This window comes from Cupriavidus sp. 22TCCZM04-2, assembly GCF_057798895.1.
Genome location: NZ_JBYOJS010000019.1, coordinates 1 through 17,134 on the forward strand (window position 1 = coordinate 1; position 17,134 = coordinate 17,134).

Here is a 17,134-nt window from a genome sequence, read left to right on the forward strand (position 1 = left end):
TGTCGCAGCCGTTAAATGCCGCGCGGCGAACGCGCACCGGAATGTCCGGTACCCGTTCGCCGCGCGAGACGGCGCTCCTGGCGATTCGCAGGAGCGCCGCCGGTCAGGCGACGCTGGCCTCAGGCCGCGGTTTCCATCACTTCGCCGAAGCGCTGCAGGTGATAGTCGCTGTCGCCGAGCAGCTGGTCGAGCATGGTCAGGCGCTTGAAGTAATCGCCCACGGCCAGCTCGTCGGTCATGCCCATGCCGCCATGCAGCTGCACCGCTTGCTGGCCGACATAGCGGCCGGCACGCGCCAGCGTGACCTTGGCCGCGGACAGCATGCGGCGGCGGCGGGCCGGATCGGTTTCGTCCATCGCCTGGACGGCCACATAGGCCATCGACAGGGCCAGCTCCTTCTGCACCAGCATGTCGGCCATGCGGTGCTGCAGCGCCTGGAACGCACCCAGCGGCTTGCCGAACTGCTGGCGCGTGCCCAGGTACTCGCCGGTGATCTCGATCAGCTTTTCCATCGCGCCCGCGCCTTCGGCGCACAGCGCGGCCACGCCGTGATCCATGCCGAGGCCCAAAGCTGCCAGGCCGTCGGCCGGCTGGCCCACCAGCGCATCGGCGCCCACGGTGACGTTCTGCAGCGACAGGTCGGCGGCGCGCAGGCCGTCAATGGTCGGGTAGCCGGTCACGGTCAGGCCGGCGCTGTCACGCGGCACCAGGAACAGGGCAACTTCGTTGCTGCCGGCAACGCGCGCGGTCAGCAGATAGGCGTCCGCCGAGGCGCCGTGCCAGACCAGGCTCTTGGTGCCGTTCAGCACGTAGCCGGCGCCGCTGCGTTCGGCGCTGGCGCGCGCGGTCTCGGGACGGTAGCGCGTGGTCGGCTCAAGATAGGCCAGCGTGACGATGCGCTCGCCGCTGGCGATGGCGGGCAGCCATGCTTGCTTCTGCTGCGGGCTGCCGTAGGCCGACAGGATCGCCGCCGACATCACGCCGCTCGGCGTGACCGGCTCCAGCACCAGGCAGCGGCCCAGTTCGCGCTGCACCACGAGCTGGCTCGCGGCGCCTTCGCCAAAGCCGCCGAAGTCGGCCGGCACGGTCAGGCCCAGCACGCCCATTTCGGCCAGCTTGTTCCACAGGTTGCGGTCCAGCGCCTCGCCGGCACGCGAGCTCTTGCGGCGCGCGTCGAAGGTGTATTCGGTATCGATGAAGCGGCGCAGGCTGTCCGCCAGCATCTGCTGCTCTTCGCTGTAGGTGAAGTCCATGTCTGCTATCCCTTCAGAAACCCAGGATCATCTTGGAGATGATGTTCTTCTGCACTTCGGTGGCGCCGCCGTAGATCGAGGTCTTGCGCATGTCGTAGTAGGTCGACGACGCCGAAGCGGCCCAGTCCGGAGCCGAGCCCGGCTGTTCGGCGCCCGGTTCGAGCCAGTCCGGCGAATACGGCCACGCATTGGGGCCGGCCACTTCCATCATCAGCATGGCCAGGTCCTGCTGGATTTCCGAGCCGCGGATCTTGACGATCGAGGCCTCGGGGCCGGGCTGGCCGCCCGATTGCGTGGCCACGCGCAGCAGCAGCATTTCCAGCGCCATGATGTCCATTTCGATGCGCGCGATCTTGTCGCGCATGCGCACGTCCTCGATCAGCGGGCGGCCGGCGCCGTCGGTGGCCTGGCTCGCGTAGTGCTTGAGCTGGCGCAGTTCGCGGTGGCAGTGGCCGATGCCGGCAATGCCGGTGCGCTCATGGCCGAGCAGGTACTTGGCGTAGGTCCAGGCCTTGTTCTCTTCGCCGAGCAGGTTTTCGACAGGCACTTCCACGTCTTCGAACCAGGTCTCGTTGACGTCGTGGCCGCCGTCGAGCGTCTTGATCGGACGCACCGTCACGCCGGGCGACTTCATGTCGATCAGCAGCATCGAGATGCCTTCCTGGGCCTTGGCTTCCGGGTCGGTGCGCACCAGGCAGAAGATCCAGTCGGCGAAGTGGGCCATGGTGGTCCACGTCTTCTGGCCGTTGACGATGTACTTGTCGCCCTTGCGCACGGCGCGGGTCTTGAGCGAGGCCAGGTCCGACCCGGAGCCCGGCTCCGAATAGCCCTGGCACCAGAAGTCATCGACGTTGGGGATGCGCGGCAGGAAGTATTCCTTGTGCGCCTGGCTGGCGTACTTCATCAGCACCGGGCCGATCATGGTCAGGCCGAACGGCAGCATGCGCGGGGCGCCGGCGCGCAGGGTCTCGATCTCGAAGATCAGGCGCTGCAGCGCGCTCCAGCCGGTGCCGCCCCATTCCTTGGGCCAGGTCGGCGCGCCCCATCCGTGCGCGTTCAGGATGCGGTGCCAGCGGACGTAGTCGTCCTTCTCGACGCGCTGGTGGTTCAGCACCTTGTTGCGGATGTCCTCCGGCAGATTGGCCTGGACGAACGCCCGGACTTCCTCGCGGAAGGCCTGTTCCTCAGCGGTAAAACGCAAATCCATCTGAATGTCCCCTGTGGTACGCGGGCCGCATGGCGTATGCGCGGCGGCCCTTCCTGTGCCGGCCGATTGTATGAGGGGCTTGCCATTCAGTTCTTCATCAATGGCAAAGGTGACCTTCGTACCGGCGGAACCGTTATGGGCTGGGGGCGTCGCCGCGCCGAAGACGGCCTTAGCGAATTCCAAATGGTTTAGCCGGGATACATGGCGCAAACTTCCTCACCTGCAACAAGTGCGTTCCCGTGCATTCTTCGACGCATCCGCCGTATCCGCCGTATCCGCCGTAACCATCCCGACCGAGCAGCGAGCATCATGTCTTCCTTCCGCCCCGAGTTCATCCACGACCTTCCCCGCCACTGGGCCACGCAGACACCGCAGGCGCCGTGCCTGCACGAGAGCGGCAACGTCATCAGTTACGGCGACCTGTGGCGCCGCATCGAGAGCACGCGGGACTGGCTGGCCGCGCGGGGCGTGGGCGAGGGCGACCGCGTGATCGTGGTCGGCGAGAACTGCAACGAGATGATCGTCACGATGTTCGCCTGCAGCACGCTGCATGCGTGGCCGATCCAGATCAACGCACGACTGTCGGCGCGCGAGATCGACAATATCCGCGACCATGCGCAGCCGGTGCTGGTACTGTTCACGGGGCATGTGTCCGATGTCGCCGCCGCGCACGGCAGGCGGCTCGACGCCAGGGCGGCGGATTGCCCGGTGTTTGCCGACGGCATGACCGTGGTGAGCGCCGCGGCCACGCCGGAGCGCGTGCCGGCCGAACAGGCGCGCAAGGTGGCCACGCTGATCTATACCTCCGGTACCACCGGTGCGCCGAAGGGCGTGATGGTGCCGCACGAAGGCCTCACGCACTTCGCCCGCATTTCCGCGACCTCCCGCAACATGGGGCCGGCCGACGTCGCCTACGGCGCGCTGCCGATGTCGCACATCTTCGGCATTGCCACGGTGCTGCTGGCCACGCTCTATGGCGGCGCGAGCCTGTTCGTGCGCCCCCGCTTCGATGCGGACGAGGTCTTCGCGGCGCTCGACGCGCCGGGGATCACCATCCTGCAGGGCGTGCCCACCATGTTCACGCGCATCATGGCGGTGGCGCAGCAACGCGAGCGCAAGGCTTATCCGCGCCTGCGCTATCTCTACACCGGCGGCGCGCCGCTGGATCCGACCCTGAAGGGCGACGTCGAGGCGTACTTCGGCCAGCCGCTGCACCATGGCTACGGCATCACCGAATACGCCGGATCGCTCTTTATCACGCGCATGGAAGCGCCGCGCGCCGATTGCTCGGCCGGTTACATCGTCGAAGGCGTGGAGATCAACATCACCGATGGCGAAGGCAATGCGCTGCCGGCTGGCGAGCGCGGGCAGATCCGCGTGCGCGGCCCGGGCGTGATGCTTGGCTACTATCGCAATCCGGAGCAGACGGCCGAGGCGCTGCTGCGCGGCGGCTGGCTCAATACGGGCGATCTCGGTTACCTCGACACTGACGGTGCGCTGTTCATCTCGGGCCGCTCCAAGGACCTGATCATCCGTTCGGGCTTCAACGTGTACCCGATCGAAGTGGAGTCCGTGATCAACGCGTTCCCGGGCGTGCGCCAGTCGGCCGTGGTCGGCCGCAACACCAGCGACGGCAATGAAGAGGTGGTGGCTTTCATCGAGATGCAGGACGGCGTCGAACCCGATCGCGCCAGGCTCGACGCCTACCTGCGCGACAGCCTGGCACCGTACAAGCGCCCCGCCGAAGTGCGCGTGATCGATGTGATTCCCACAACGGCCAGCGGCAAACTGCTCAAGCAACCGCTGCGCGCGCTGCTTGGCTGATTGCCGGCGCGTTTTCTACTCTCCGCTGGCCGCTCATGTCCGGCGGGGAACACAAAGCAAATCCTGGAGGAGACAAGATGAAACGTTGGATGACCGTTGCCGCGATGATGGCAACGCTGCTGCACGGTGCAGCCTGGGCGGCCGATGCCTATCCGTCGCGCCCGATCAAGCTGCTGGTCGGTTATGCGCCGGGCGGCCCCGTCGACACGGCCGCGCGCATCTATGCCGACCAGCTCGGCCGCGCGCTGCGCCAGCCGGTGGTGGTGGACAACCGCGCCGGCGCGAGTGGCGCCATTGCCGCCGACCTGACCGCCAAGTCGGCGCCGGACGGCTACACGCTCTACTTCGTCGCCAGCCCGACCATGACCATGACGCCGCTGATCCAGCGCTCGGTCAACTTCAATCCGCTCAAGGACTTCACCTACATCGGCCTGATCACGGACTACACCAATGTGCTGCTCGTGAACAAGGACTTCCCGGCGAAGAACGTCGGTGAACTGGTCGACTATGCGCGCAAGCATCCGGACGACGTGACGTTTGGCTCGGCTGGCGTTGGCGCGTCCAACCACCTGTCGGCGGAACTGCTTGCGCAGATGAGCCACGTGAAGATGCTGCATGTTCCGTACAAGGGCAACTCGCCGGCCATGGCCGACGTGATGAGCGGCAAGGTGACGTTCATGTTCGACATCACCGGTACGGCCATCGGCCATATCAACGGTGGCAAGGTGCGGGCCCTGGCGGTGACATCGAAGACGCGCAACCCGGCATTGCCGAACGTGCCGACGATGATCGAATCGGGCCTCAAGGACTATGACCTGACCGGCTGGTATGCGCTGATCGGCCCGCAGAAGCTGCCGGCCGATGTGGTGGACAAACTGATCAAGGCGCAGAAGGCGATCGGTGATGACCCGGCCTTCAGGCAGCGCATGATTGCCGGGGGGTATGACCTCAACATCTCCGGGCCCAAGCCGCTGGCGGATCGAATCCAGCGTGAGCTGACGCTGTGGGGTGGGGTGGTCAAGACGGCGAAGATCCAGGCCGACTGAGTACTACCGGAAGCGGATGCCGATCCGCTTATGACAGACTGCTGAAGCGCCGCCCGTTGGGCGGCGCTTTGCATTTCGGGCGCGGCGGTTGTTCTCCCTGCATCCGCAGACTCGCCAAGGAAAAACGGCAAGTCGGGAGACTTGCCGTTTTTCCTTGGCCATGGCGCATGCGCGCGAACAGGCCTCACGCCATCCTGCTGTCAACCTTCGATTTCCGCCCATCCCTGCATGGCCTGGCCGCCGGCATCATCACCAGTCCAGAGGATCAGCTTGCCGGCCTGTGCCGGATCCGCCGTGCCGCCAACGGTAATCATGTCCTGGTCGAACAGTGGCGCCAGCCCGCGAAAACCGAAGCGCCGCACGCGCGCCTGCGGCTGTTCGCGCGCCACCAGGTCCAGCATCAGCATGGCCTGCATGGGCCCGTGCACCACCAGGCCCGGATAGCCTTCGACTTCGCGCGTGTAGTCGCGATCGTAGTGGATCCGGTGGCCGTTGAACGTCAGCGCGGAATAACGGAACAGCATCACCGGGTCGGCGCGCAGCGTGCGCTGCCATCGCGCCGTGTGTTCCAGCCTGGGCCGAGGCGGCTGCGGTTTGCCGACTTCCGGCATGGCACGGTAGACGATGTCATGGCGTTCGCGCACCGCGACCTGGCCATTGACCGTCAGTTCGTGGTCGACCGCCACGAACCAAAGTTCTCCGGTGCGGCCGGATTTGTGCTGGACATCCTTGATGGCCGAGGTGCGCGTCACCGTATCGCCGACATGGATCGGACGCTCGAACGACAGCTCGCTGCCCGCCCACATGCGGCGTGGCAGCGGCACGGGCGGCATGAAGCCGCCGAGGGTCGGGTGGCCGTCGGCGCCGATATCGCGCTGCGGCGCGCGCGGCAGGAAATAGAGCCAGTGCCACAGCGGCGGCAGCGGCCCGCGCACCACGGCTTCCGGGTCCAGGTCAAAGGTGGCGGCAAGGCCGGTCACCGGTTCCGGCGTCAGCGTTTCGGTACGCGATTCGCTGCGGCCGATCCAGGTGCGCAGGTGCTCGAGTTGTGAGTTCTGGGTCATGACAAAGCCTTTGTGTTCAGAGCGCCGACGGTTGCGCCAGCGCGATCAGCCGGCGAGCCTGCTCGATGACGGGGCGATCCACCATCTTGCCATCAACCTGCACGGCATGGCTGCCGCTGGCGGTCGCTTCCAGCACGCGCCGCGCCCAGTCGAGCTGTTCGGGCGAGGGCAGGAAGCCCGCGCGGACCGCGCCGAGCTGGGCCGGGTGGATGCAAAGCTTGCCGCCAAAGCCGAGCGCGCGCGCATAGGCGACATCGTCGGCCAGTACGGACTCGTCCTTCAGCGCCGTGGTGACGCCGTCAACCGGAGGCGGCAGCCCTGCCACGCGCGACGCCAGCACGATGCGCGCACGCGCATGCGCCAGCGCGTCGCGCGTGTGGCTGCAGCCGAGATCGACGGCATAGTCGAGCGAGCCGAAAGCCAGCCGCGCGACACCGTTGGCCGTCGCCACGGCATCCAACTGATGCAGGCCCAGCGCGGTCTCGATGATGGCGATCAGTTCGGCTTCCGGGTTGATGCCGTGCAGGACTTCCATGATCGCCGCGAGGGCGGCCGGATCTTCCGCCTTGGGCACCATCAGCGCCGCCAGCGGGGTTCCTTTGGGCAGCGCGCGCAGCCATTCCATGTCGGCGGCAAAGCCGGGAGCGGCACTGTCGTTGATGCGCACGCAGGCATTGGTGGCGGGGCCTGTAGCCAGCCAGGCCGCGATGGCCTGGCGCGCCGCCGGCTTGGCGTCCGGATGCACGGCGTCCTCGAGATCGAGGACCATCACATCCGGCTTCGCCGCGGCGGCCTTGTCAAAGCGTTCGGGCCGGTCGCCCGGCACGAACAGGTAGGTCACGGCAGTGGACATGTTCGGAGCCTCAGCGCGCGGCAGGCAGCCAGTCGTTCACGTTCGGCGCGCTTTCCAGTGCCCAGACGCGAGCGATGATTGCACGCATCTCGGCCTCGGTCGCGCCATGGCGGAACGCACCGAGCTGCAGGGCCTTGGCTTCGAGTTCGGGGCGCGACAGCGTGTTGTCGGGATCGCCCTTGGGCACGTCGACGCGCGCGGCCAGCGTGCGGCCGTCGGTCGTGCGTACCGTCACGCGGCCGATCCACTGGCGCGGATAAGCGGCGTTGATTTCCTCGTCGAGCTCCATCTCCACCTTGCCGCGGAAGTCGGTCACCTTTGCGTCCTGCAGCGAGTAATCCTCGAACTCGGGCAGGCCCGCGTGTCCATGCACGGCAACCAGGCCCAGCACGGTGCCCATCGAGAACTTGGCCTGGTGGATGGTGGTCGGGTTGACCACGGGGCCGAGCACGTCGATGGCGCCCTGGTGCACGTGCGTGGTGACGCCGGCGATCTGGCCGGCGGCAACGCCTTCGCGCTGCATCAGCACCTTGAGCGCATCGGCGGCCGGATGCGTGTGGCGGCACGAGGCGAAGAACTTGAACGAGGTCTCGGCGGTGGCCCAGCGCGTGCCCAGGCCATCGGTCAGCCAGGCCGGGTTGGCGTCGCTCGACATGCCAGCGGCCATGCCCTGGGCGCCTTCGAGAATCTGCTTCGCACCGGTGAAGCCGGCGCGTGCCAGCCACGCGGACTGCAGCCCGTCGGCGGCGGCCTTCGCGGTGTGCAGCTGCTTGGAGTCGGCGGCGTCGCGCAGGAATTCCCACAGGCCGGCGGCTTGGGTGCCGGCCGAACCCAGCGCCTGGTTGATGCCTTCGGCGTCAAGGTTGTACAGCTTGGCGACTGCCGCGGCGGCAGCCAGCGTGCCGACCGTGCCGGTGGTGTGGAAGATCCGGTAGTGCGACCGGCCCATGAATTCGCCGATGCGGATGCCGGCTTCGTAACCGGCGATGGAGGCCAGCAGCACCTCGGCGCCGGTCTTGCCTTCGGCCTGCGCGGCGGCGACCACGGCCGGAAACACCACGGCGGCCGGGTGCAGCACCGAGCCGTTGTGCACGTCATCCTGCTCGACCACGTGCGACGAAGCGCCGTTGATCAGCGCGGCAAAGTACGGCGAGGTGCGGCGGCGGTCGACGAAGACTTCGGCGTCGCCCGTAGACGGGCCCATGGCCGCCGCGAATTCCTGGATCTTGCTTACGGCGGGGGCGTCCTTGCCGGCAATGGCCGAGGCGATCCAGTCCAGGAACAGGTCCTTGGTGCGCTCGATCACAGGTGCCGGCACGTCGGCCAGCGTGAAACGGGCCAGGAATTCGCAAAGCTGGCGGGTCGGATAGGAGTGGTCTGCGGGTTGGCTCATGCCGTCTCCGGAGATAGTTGGCTGGGCTCGGCCGCTTGCGGCCTTGCGGGGATCAGGGTCCTCTCCCGATGTGGGAGAGGACGGGGGGGAACGGACGTTGCTCGAACGTCCTCAGACAGTCTTCTTGCTCACCAGTGCGTCGATGTCGCCATCGCCATAGCCCAGTTCAGCCAGGATGCTGCGGCTGTGCGCACCCAGTGCCGGCACGTCGCCCATGACGGGCTCCACGCCGGACAGGTTGGCCGGCGGCAGCAGCGCGTCGATCGGGCCGGCCGGCGTGGCGACTTCGCGCCAGCGCTGTCGCGCCTGGAGCTGCGGATGGTTCCACACGCCTTCGATGTCGTTCATCGGGGCATTGGCGATCTGCGCCTGGTCCAGCAGCGCCTCGGCCTGCGCCACCGTCAGCGACGCAAAGCGTGCTTCAATGAGCGCGGTGAGTTCGGGGCGGTTGCTGACGCGGGCGGTATTGCTGGAAAAGCGTGCGTCCTGCGCGAGTTCACGGTTGCCGAGCACGATCTCGCAGAAATTGGCGAATTCGCGCTCGTTCTGCACGCTGAAAATCACGCTGCCATTGGCGGTGCGATGAATGCCATACGGCGCAATGGTCGGGTGCGACGCGCCAACGCGCGCCGGCGGCTTGCCGCCGTAGTGACCGAAATAGAGAACCTGGTTCATCCACTCGGCCATGGCCTCGAGCATGGTCACCTGCACGCGCAGTCCCTTGCCGGTGCGCCCGCGTTGCAGCAGCGCCGACAGGATGCCGCTGTAGGCGTACATGCCAGCTGAAATGTCGGCGATCGAAACACCGGCGCGCGACGGCTCGTCCGGGCCGCCGGTCAGGCCCACGAGGCCGGCGGCGGCCTGGATCAGCAGGTCATAGGCCTTCTTGTCGCGATAGGGGCCGGAGTCGCCATAGCCCGAGATGTCGCAGACGATCAGCTTCTCGTACTTGCCGTGCAGCGTGTCGAAATCCAGCCCCATGCGAGCGGCGGCGCCGGGCGCGAGGTTCTGCACCAGCACGTCGGCATCGGCCAGCAGGCGGTGCAGGATGGACTGCGCCTCTTCATCCTTCAGGTCCAGGGTCAGGCTTTCCTTGCCCCGGTTGAGCCAGACGAAGTACGAAGCCTGTCCGTGCACGGACTTGTCGTACCCGCGCGCGAAGTCGCCCACGCCGGGGCGTTCGATCTTGATGACGCGGGCCCCGAGGTCCGCGAGCTGGCGCGTGGCGAACGGCGCGGCCACCGCGTGTTCCAGCGACACCACGCGGATGCCGTCGAGCGGGCGAATGCCGTTGGGCGTAGATGCAGTCATGCGCGGCCTCAGAACGAACGCGGCAGTTCGAGCACGTGCTCGGCCACGTAGGACAGGATCAGGTTGGTGGAGATCGGCGCGACCTGGTACAGGCGTGTCTCGCGGAACTTGCGCTCGATGTCGTATTCCGCCGCGAAGCCGAAGCCGCCGTGCGTCTGCAGGCAGACGTTGGCGGCTTCCCACGACGCATCGGCAGCGAGCAGCTTGGACATATTGGCTTCCTTGCCGCACGGCTTGCCGGCGTCGAACAGCGCGGCGGCCTTGTAGCGCATCAGGCTGGCTGCCTCCACGTTGACGTAGGAGCGCGCGATCGGGAACTGGATGCCCTGGTTCTGGCCGATCGGACGGTCGAACACGACGCGCTCGCGTGCGTAGTTGCTGGCGCGCTCGACGAACCAGTAGCCGTCGCCGATGCACTCGGCCGCGATCAGGATACGCTCGGCGTTCATGCCGTCGAGGATGTACTTCAGGCCCTTGCCTTCCTCGCCGATCAGGTTCTCGGCCGGCACTTCGAGGTTATCGAAGAACAGCTCGTTGGTCTCGTGGTTGACCATGTTGCGGATCGGGCGGACCGTCAGGCCCTTGCCGATGGCTTCGCGCAGGTCGACGACGAACACGGACAGCCCTTCGGACTTGCGCTTGACCTGGTCCAGCGGCGTGGTGCGTGCCAGCAGCAGCATCAGGTCCGAGTGCTGCACGCGCGAAATCCACACTTTCGAACCGTTGACGACGTACTTGTCGCCCTTGCGCACGGCGGTGGTCTTGAGCTTGGTGGTGTCGGTGCCGGTGGTCGGCTCGGTCACGGCCATCGACTGCATGCGCAGCTCGCCCGAGGCGATGCCCGGCAGCCAGCGCTTCTTCTGCTCTTCGGAGCCATGGCGCAGCAGGCAGCCCATCACATACATCTGGCCGTGACAGGCGCCGGAATTGCCGCCGTTGCGGTTGATTTCTTCCATGATGACGGAGGCCGCCGTCAGCGACAGGCCGGAACCGCCATAGGCCTCGGGAATCAGGGCAGACAGCCAGCCCGCCTGGGTCAGCGCCTGGACGAATTCCTCGGGAAAGCCGTTCTGTTCTTCAACGCGCTGCCAGTAGGCCGAATCGAAACCCGCGCAAAGGCTGCGCACGGCTTCGCGGATTTCCGGGAAAAGCTGGTCTTGATCCTGATCTGCAAACATGGGGGTAGGCCCGGTCGATTTGAATGGGGCCATTATTCCCGAGGGCCCATGGGCACGAAATTCGGATTTGCGAAAGAGCGGCTTAGGTGCGGCTTAGGTGCGGCGCATCGGCGACACGCACGGGAAGCAAGACGCCCGGCGAACCGGGCGTCTTTTCAAGCGAGTAACAAAGTAACGGCGGGCAGCACATCAGTGCATGAACAGCCAGATCAGGATCAGCACGAGAGCCGGTACGCCGAGAAGCCAGGCAATGATATAGGGCATGTTGGTTCTCCTTCCTTTTTTCCACGCTTCCACGATAGAAGGAGCGGCGGCTGCGCCGTGTCCGGACCAATCCGTTTGCACTGTAGGACGGCGCCGCATCGCGCACGGGACAGGCGCGTTCGCCACGCCATCACCAATATTGATGATGATCCGGCACCGACGATCGGCCACAATGCACGAGCGGGCACATTGGCGACGACGAGCGTCACATGCGATCCGCGAAAAAGCAGGGGAAGCGAAAACGGACCACGTCCTCGCCCGGCGCAAGGGGCCGACCGATGTCGGCGAGACGGGACGATGTCCGCGAGGGGCGCAGACGGCGGCCCGGTGGCACTTGACGTGCCGCCGGGCAAGGCCGCTCGGAGGTGCACCCGTGATTGCCACCCAGATCGCGCTCCATCTGCGCGCCAGCGCACGCTTGGTGCGCCAGTTCAAGCCTATGCTCTGGCAGAGGTCCGTCGTCGGGACCCACTGCAGTCAGGGGGCAAGGCATGAAAGCCATCATCAGCGACGAAGCGGCGCTGGCCGTGTTCGTGGGACCGCGGTTCGCGTACTACCGCAACAAGTGGCAGCTCGCCGGGTCGCGCAACGGCATGTCGTGGAACTGGGCGGCGTTCGTCTTCGGACCGTTCTGGATGGCCTACCGCCGCATGTACTGGCAGGTCGGCGTCTACGCCATCGTCCTCTGCGCCGAACCAGTGCTGCATGCACTGTTCCAGATCCGCATGCCGGTCGTGCTGTCGCGGCCGCTGCTTTATGCCATGGCGCTGCTGCTCGGCTTCTATGGCAACCAGCTTTACCGCTGGCACGCGGAATCGACGGTTCAACGGCTGCGCGAATACCACTGGTCGCCGGAACTGGTCAACGACTCGCTGGCGCGTTGTGGCCGCACCAACTGGTCCGGCGTGGCCATCATGGCCGCGCTGATCGCGGTCATGGTCATCTCGCTGCGGCCGCTCGCCGGGCTGGCGGCCTGACCCCGCGGGGAACGGCCATGTATTGCCAACCCTATACGGGCTCGCGGGCGGCGTCGACCAGGTACTGGATCAGGGTTTCGGCGAACTGCGGCAGTTCGCGCCCCGGGCGGCGGCACAGGCGCAATTCGCGGCGCGCCCACTCGTCCTCCAGCGAAATGAAGCGCAGCACCTTGCGGCTGGCGTAGCGGCGCGCGCAACTGTTGGGCACGATGGCGATACCGGCGCCGGCCTCGACCATGCGGCAGACGGCGTCGAAGCTGCCGACCTGGATGCGCAGGCTGATGCGCTTGCCCATGCCCCTGGCGATCCGGTCCAGGAACGACTGGATTGCGCTGAACTGGTTCAGGCCGACAAAGCGGCAGGTGTCGAGCAGGTCGGCGAAGTGCAGCCGCTTGAACTGCGGCAGCGGGTGGTTGACCGGCGCAATCACGATCAGCTCATCGCTGCACAGGTGCATCACATCGAGGTCCTCGGTGGCGACTTCACCCGCCACGATGCCCAGGTCCGCCGCGCCGGCACTGACCGCGGAGACGATTTCCTGCGACAAGTGCTCTTCCAGCTCCACGTCTACGTCAGGGTTTTCACTTAGAAAGCGCGACAAGCCGGTCGCCAGGAAGGAGTTGGTAGCGGTCGTATTGGCGAGCAGGCGAACCTTGCCCTTGACGCCCTTGGCATAGGGTCGCAGGTCGGAGTGCAGGCACTCCAGCTCGCGAAACACCTCGCGCGCATGGCGCAGCAGGGCATCCCCGGCGGGGGTCAGCCTGACGCCCTTTACCTGGCGAATCAGCAACTGGGTCTGGAACGCCTCTTCCAGCTGCTTGATACGCGTACTGGCCGCCGGCAGGGAGAGGAAGCTGCGCTCGGCGGCGCGGGTCAGGTTCTCCGTTTCACCGACGTTGAGGAAAAGGCGCAGGTCGGTCAGGTCGTAATGCATGGGGTTCCGTCAGGCCAAAGGCCACTTTTGCAAATCGTGAATTCCAATGTTTCAGCCGACAATTTATCGTATCCGGCGTGGCAATAACATCTGGACATGATTGTCCGCGCCTTGGCATGGCCGTCGCGGACAAGCCGTTATTGTCGCCAGAAACGCGGTCCGGTGACCGGGAAAGTATTCAGAGGAGCAACGCAATGAGCGGTTTGATGGCAGGCAAGGTAGCGCTGGTAACGGGCGCAGGTGGTGGTATCGGGCGCGGGATCGCGCTGGCGATGGCAGCCGCCGGCGCCAAGGTCGTGGTCAACGACCTTGGGGTCTCGATGTCCGGCGAAGGCGGCGATGCCGGCCCCGCACAGCGCGTGGTGGATGAAATCCGTGCGGCCGGCGGCGAAGCCGTGGCCAATACCGACAGCGTATCGACCTGGAACGGCGCCAATGCCATCGTCCAGTGCGCGCTCGACAATTTCGGCCGTATCGATGCCGTGGTCAACAACGCCGGCAACCTGCGCGACCGCATGTTCTTCAAGATGAACGAAGAGGAATGGCGTTCGGTGATCGACGTGCACCTGCACGGCACCTTCTTCGTGAGCCGCGCCGCGGCCAACTACTTCAAGGACCAGGAAGGCGGCGCATTCGTGCACATGACCTCGACCTCGGGCCTGATCGGCAACCTGGGCCAGGCCAACTACTCGGCGGCCAAGCTGGGCATCGCCGCGCTGTCGAAGTCGATCGCGCTCGACATGCAGCGTTTCAACGTGCGCTCGAACTGCATTGCGCCGTTTGCGTGGAGCCGCATGACCAGCTCGATCCCCGCCGAAACGCCGGAGGAAAAGGCCCGCGTGGCCAAGCTGCAGAAGATGGAAGCCGGCAAGATCGGCCCCGTCGCGGTCTACCTGGCCAGCCCCTCGGCGGCCGAGGTCAACGGCCAGATCTTCGCGGTGCGCGCCAACGAAATCATCCTGATGAGCCAGCCGCGCCCGGTGCGCTCGGTGCACATGAGCGAAGGCTGGACGCCGGAATCGATCGGCGAGATCGCCATGCCGGCCATGCGCAACAGCTTCTTCAAGCTCGAGCGCTCGCCCGACGTGATCAGCTGGGACCCGATCTGAGATGGCGGCCGCCATGCAGGGCGCGCTGGCCGGCGTCCGGGTGCTCGACCTGTCGCGCATCCTGGCAGGGCCGTGGTGCGCGCAGAACCTGGCGGACCTTGGCGCCGAAGTCATCAAGGTGGAACGTCCCCGGGTCGGCGACGACACGCGCTCGTGGGGCCCGCCGTGGCTGCCGGAGGCTGACGGACAGCCGTCGCGCGATGCCACCTACTTTGCCGGCGCCAATCGCGGCAAGCAGTCGCTGACGCTCGATATCGCCAGCCCGGAAGGGCAGGCGGTAGTGCGGGACCTGGCGGCCAAGTCGCAGATCGTCCTGGAGAACTACAAGGTCGGCGACCTGAAGCGCTACGGGCTCGACTACGAGAGCCTGAAGGCGATCAACCCGGCGCTGGTCTACTGCTCGATCACGGGCTATGGCCAGACCGGGCCGAGCGCGCACAAGCCTGGCTACGACTTCATCTTCCAGGGCATCGGCGGATTGATGAGCGTGACCGGCGAGCGCGACGACCTGCCTGGCGGCGGACCGCAGAAGGTCGGCGTGGCGGTGGTGGACATGCTGACCGGCATGTACGCGACCGTGGCCGTGCTGGCTGCGCTGCGGCATGCCGAGCGCACCGGCGAGGGCCAGCATATCGACATGGCGCTGCTCGATGCGGTGGTGGCGGTGGGCGCGACGCCGATCATCGCCCAGCGCATCACCGGCCAGGCCATGCCGCGCTACGGCAATGCCCACGCCAACATGGTGCCGTACCACGTGTTCGCCACGGCGGACGGCTACATGATCGTCGCGGCCGGCAATGACGGCCAGTGGCAGGCGTATTGCCGCGGCATCGAGCGTCCGGACCTGGCCGCCGACGAGCGCTTTGCCAGCGGCCCGGGACGCATCATCCACCGCGAGGTACTGGTGCCGATGCTGGAGGACCATATGCGCACCCGCGCCACCGCGCACTGGGTGGAGGCACTGGAAGCGCAGGGCATTCCGTGCGGGCCGATCAACGACTATGCGCAGGTGCTGGAAGACCCGCAGGTCCGCCATCGCGAACTGCAGGTCGATCTGGTGCGCAAGGATGGCGCCATCTGCCCGACCGTCAAGAGCCCGCTGCGGCTTTCGGCGACGCCGGTGCGGTACGACGCGCCGCCGCCGCGCCTCGGCGAACATACCGAGCGGATCCTGGGCGAGGTGCTGGGCTTGTCGGCGCAGCGGATTGCCGCGCTGCGGGAGCAGGGCGTGGTCTGAGCACGCGCGGCAGGCGTCCCGCAGCAAAAAGGCCGGCGATGACGTTGTCATCGCCGGCTTTTTTTCTACCCCGTTGTCAGGCTTCGGCGCTTGCCAGTTGCATGCCGCGCTGGCGGTATTCGCCCGGTGCCACGCCGGTCCATTTCTTGAAGGCGCGATGGAAGGTGCTCGGCTCCGAGAAGCCCAGCCGCAGCGCAACTTGCTGCAGCGTCAGGCCGGAACGCTCGAGCATGCCGATCGCCACATCGCGCCGCAGGCTGTCCTTGATGTTCTGGTAGCCGTGCCCTTCGTCGCGCAGGCGGCGGCGCAGGGTTTGCGGGGTCAGGCGCAGCATCTGCGCCATCTGCTCGAGCGAAGGCAGTTCGTCGTCCAGGTGCGAACGCAGGTGAAGCCGGATGCGTTCGGCCAGGCAGCTGTTGTCGCGGTAGCGCACCAGCAGTTTGTGCGGGGCTTCGCGCAGGAACTCGTCCAGGCCGGTGGTGTCCTGCATCACCGGCAGCCGCAGCCACGCCGCATCGAAGTGCAGCGCCGTGCAGGGCTGGCTGTATCGGACCGATGTATTGAAGACGCGCTCGGTGTCGGTCTGCCCGGTTGGGGGCCGCGCGCTCAGGTCGACGCGGGACAGTGGCACGCGCCGCGCCACCAGCCAGTTGATCAGGCCATAGGCGTGGAATACGAACGTCGACTCGGCAAATACCTGGCATGGCGATGCCGGCGCATGCGCGTGCAGGCGCACGGAAACCGTCTTGCCGTCGTCGGAGCGATGCAATCTGGGCGTGAAGTCGCCGATATGCAGCCGGTACTGGCGCAAGCCGGCCTGGATGGCCTCTTCCAGCGTTGTGCAATGGACCATCGCCTTGGCGGCCTGGGCGAAGACGCCTGGCGGCACGGGGCGGCTCAGCAGGCCCCACAGCTCGTCGCGCGTGATGCGGCGCAGCGAGCGGATCAGCGCGGCGTACTGGTCCTGGGTGACGCGCGCGGCGGGCGACGCCAGCAGGGCGGGCGAGATGGCCGCGCGGCGCAGCAGGGCCTCTATGTCGCAGCCGAGCCGGTGTGCGCCGAGCAGGATCTGCTGGACGTGGTGGATGGCGATGGTATGGCGGGCCGGCGCGGGCGCCGCGGCCGGTGCCGCCATGACGGCGCCGGTGACGCCGGCCAGCACCGGACCCGGCGCGGCGATGCTGCGCGGCATGCCCGGCACGGAATGCCGGTGAGCGGGCGTGGCAACGATGTGCATGAGTCTCCTCGTCGTTCTGGGGCGGTGCCCGACTTTGCCCACTGCTATGGCGGCATGTCGGCACGGGTCAGACCTTATCGCGGCCGGGTGGCGCCGCACAATCGGGATTTGCCAAAGCCTGCCTTCCATCTGAGCAGTTCGGCCAATCATTTTGGGTCGTCTGGTCATTGTCCGGACCACCCCTGATCGCGCACTCTTTCGCTGTGGAAAAGTCCGCGCCGAACGGACCGCCACCGGCACGCGGACA

General features: G+C 66.7%; 15 protein-coding genes. 5 read left to right on the forward strand and 10 right to left on the reverse strand.

Going from position 1 to position 17,134, the window contains the following annotated elements; genetic code table 11:
• Positions 1-119: 119 nt before the first annotated feature.
• From AC3FKG_RS23530 to AC3FKG_RS23540, 3 genes are all read right to left on the reverse strand, one after another.
• Positions 120-1,253 (reverse strand): acyl-CoA dehydrogenase family protein, encoded by a 1,134-nt coding sequence (locus AC3FKG_RS23530; RefSeq protein WP_488744285.1) that lies wholly within the window; start codon positions 1,251-1,253, stop codon positions 120-122.
• 13 nt (positions 1,254-1,266) lie between these two features.
• The gene (locus AC3FKG_RS23535) at positions 1,267-2,460 is read right to left on the reverse strand and encodes an acyl-CoA dehydrogenase family protein (protein WP_483712241.1); all 1,194 of its coding nucleotides are present in this window, start codon (positions 2,458-2,460) and stop codon (positions 1,267-1,269) included.
• Between the two features lie 188 nt (positions 2,461-2,648).
• The gene (locus AC3FKG_RS23540; protein ID WP_488744286.1) at positions 2,649-2,867 is read right to left on the reverse strand and encodes a 2Fe-2S iron-sulfur cluster-binding protein; all 219 of its coding nucleotides are present in this window, start codon (positions 2,865-2,867) and stop codon (positions 2,649-2,651) included.
• Here AC3FKG_RS23540 and AC3FKG_RS23545 point away from each other — a divergent pair.
• Together AC3FKG_RS23545 and AC3FKG_RS23550 are read left to right on the forward strand one after the other, a co-directional pair.
• On the forward strand, positions 2,770-4,284 hold the full coding sequence (locus tag AC3FKG_RS23545) for a class I adenylate-forming enzyme family protein (RefSeq protein WP_488744287.1): 1,515 nt from the start codon (positions 2,770-2,772) through the stop codon (positions 4,282-4,284). The genes AC3FKG_RS23540 and AC3FKG_RS23545 overlap by 98 nt on opposite strands.
• 77 nt (positions 4,285-4,361) lie before the next feature.
• Positions 4,362-5,330 (forward strand): Bug family tripartite tricarboxylate transporter substrate binding protein, encoded by a 969-nt coding sequence (locus AC3FKG_RS23550; protein WP_483712237.1) that lies wholly within the window; start codon positions 4,362-4,364, stop codon positions 5,328-5,330.
• A gap of 200 nt (positions 5,331-5,530) precedes the next feature.
• Here AC3FKG_RS23550 and AC3FKG_RS23555 read toward each other — a convergent pair whose 3' ends face one another.
• From AC3FKG_RS23555 to AC3FKG_RS23575, 5 genes are all read right to left on the reverse strand, one after another.
• Positions 5,531-6,394, reverse strand: coding sequence for an HTD2 family dehydratase (locus tag AC3FKG_RS23555; RefSeq protein WP_488744288.1), 864 nt, complete (start codon positions 6,392-6,394; stop codon positions 5,531-5,533).
• A 16-nt stretch (positions 6,395-6,410) separates the two neighbouring features.
• Positions 6,411-7,247, reverse strand: coding sequence for an HpcH/HpaI aldolase/citrate lyase family protein (locus AC3FKG_RS23560; protein WP_483712234.1), 837 nt, complete (start codon positions 7,245-7,247; stop codon positions 6,411-6,413).
• Positions 7,248-7,257: 10 nt separating this feature from the next.
• Positions 7,258-8,640 (reverse strand): MmgE/PrpD family protein, encoded by a 1,383-nt coding sequence (locus AC3FKG_RS23565; protein ID WP_488744289.1) that lies wholly within the window; start codon positions 8,638-8,640, stop codon positions 7,258-7,260.
• A gap of 111 nt (positions 8,641-8,751) precedes the next feature.
• A complete protein-coding gene (locus tag AC3FKG_RS23570; RefSeq protein ID WP_483712231.1) occupies positions 8,752-9,951 on the reverse strand; it encodes a CaiB/BaiF CoA transferase family protein in 1,200 nt (399 codons plus the stop codon).
• A gap of 8 nt (positions 9,952-9,959) precedes the next feature.
• On the reverse strand, positions 9,960-11,129 hold the full coding sequence (locus tag AC3FKG_RS23575) for an acyl-CoA dehydrogenase family protein (RefSeq protein WP_483712229.1): 1,170 nt from the start codon (positions 11,127-11,129) through the stop codon (positions 9,960-9,962).
• A 755-nt stretch (positions 11,130-11,884) separates the two neighbouring features.
• Here AC3FKG_RS23575 and AC3FKG_RS23580 point away from each other — a divergent pair.
• Positions 11,885-12,370, forward strand: coding sequence for a DUF2628 domain-containing protein (locus AC3FKG_RS23580; RefSeq protein WP_488744290.1), 486 nt, complete (start codon positions 11,885-11,887; stop codon positions 12,368-12,370).
• A gap of 31 nt (positions 12,371-12,401) precedes the next feature.
• Here the strand turns inward: AC3FKG_RS23580 and AC3FKG_RS23585 are convergent, their stop codons facing one another.
• Positions 12,402-13,304: a LysR family transcriptional regulator gene (locus AC3FKG_RS23585; RefSeq protein WP_483712226.1), complete on the reverse strand. Its 903-nt coding sequence runs from the start codon at positions 13,302-13,304 to the stop codon at positions 12,402-12,404.
• Between the two features lie 194 nt (positions 13,305-13,498).
• On the opposite strand from AC3FKG_RS23585, the gene AC3FKG_RS23590 reads away from it, so the two are divergent.
• On the forward strand, positions 13,499-14,413 hold the full coding sequence (locus tag AC3FKG_RS23590) for an SDR family NAD(P)-dependent oxidoreductase (protein WP_483712225.1): 915 nt from the start codon (positions 13,499-13,501) through the stop codon (positions 14,411-14,413).
• 1 nt (position 14,414) lies between these two features.
• Positions 14,415-15,650: a CaiB/BaiF CoA transferase family protein gene (locus tag AC3FKG_RS23595; protein ID WP_483712224.1), complete on the forward strand. Its 1,236-nt coding sequence runs from the start codon at positions 14,415-14,417 to the stop codon at positions 15,648-15,650.
• Positions 15,651-15,726: 76 nt separating this feature from the next.
• On the opposite strand, the gene AC3FKG_RS23600 is transcribed toward AC3FKG_RS23595, so the two are convergent.
• Complete coding sequence (locus tag AC3FKG_RS23600) at positions 15,727-16,887, reverse strand: AraC family transcriptional regulator (protein WP_483712222.1); 1,161 nt, start codon at positions 16,885-16,887, stop codon at positions 15,727-15,729.
• Positions 16,888-17,134 lie beyond the last annotated feature (247 nt).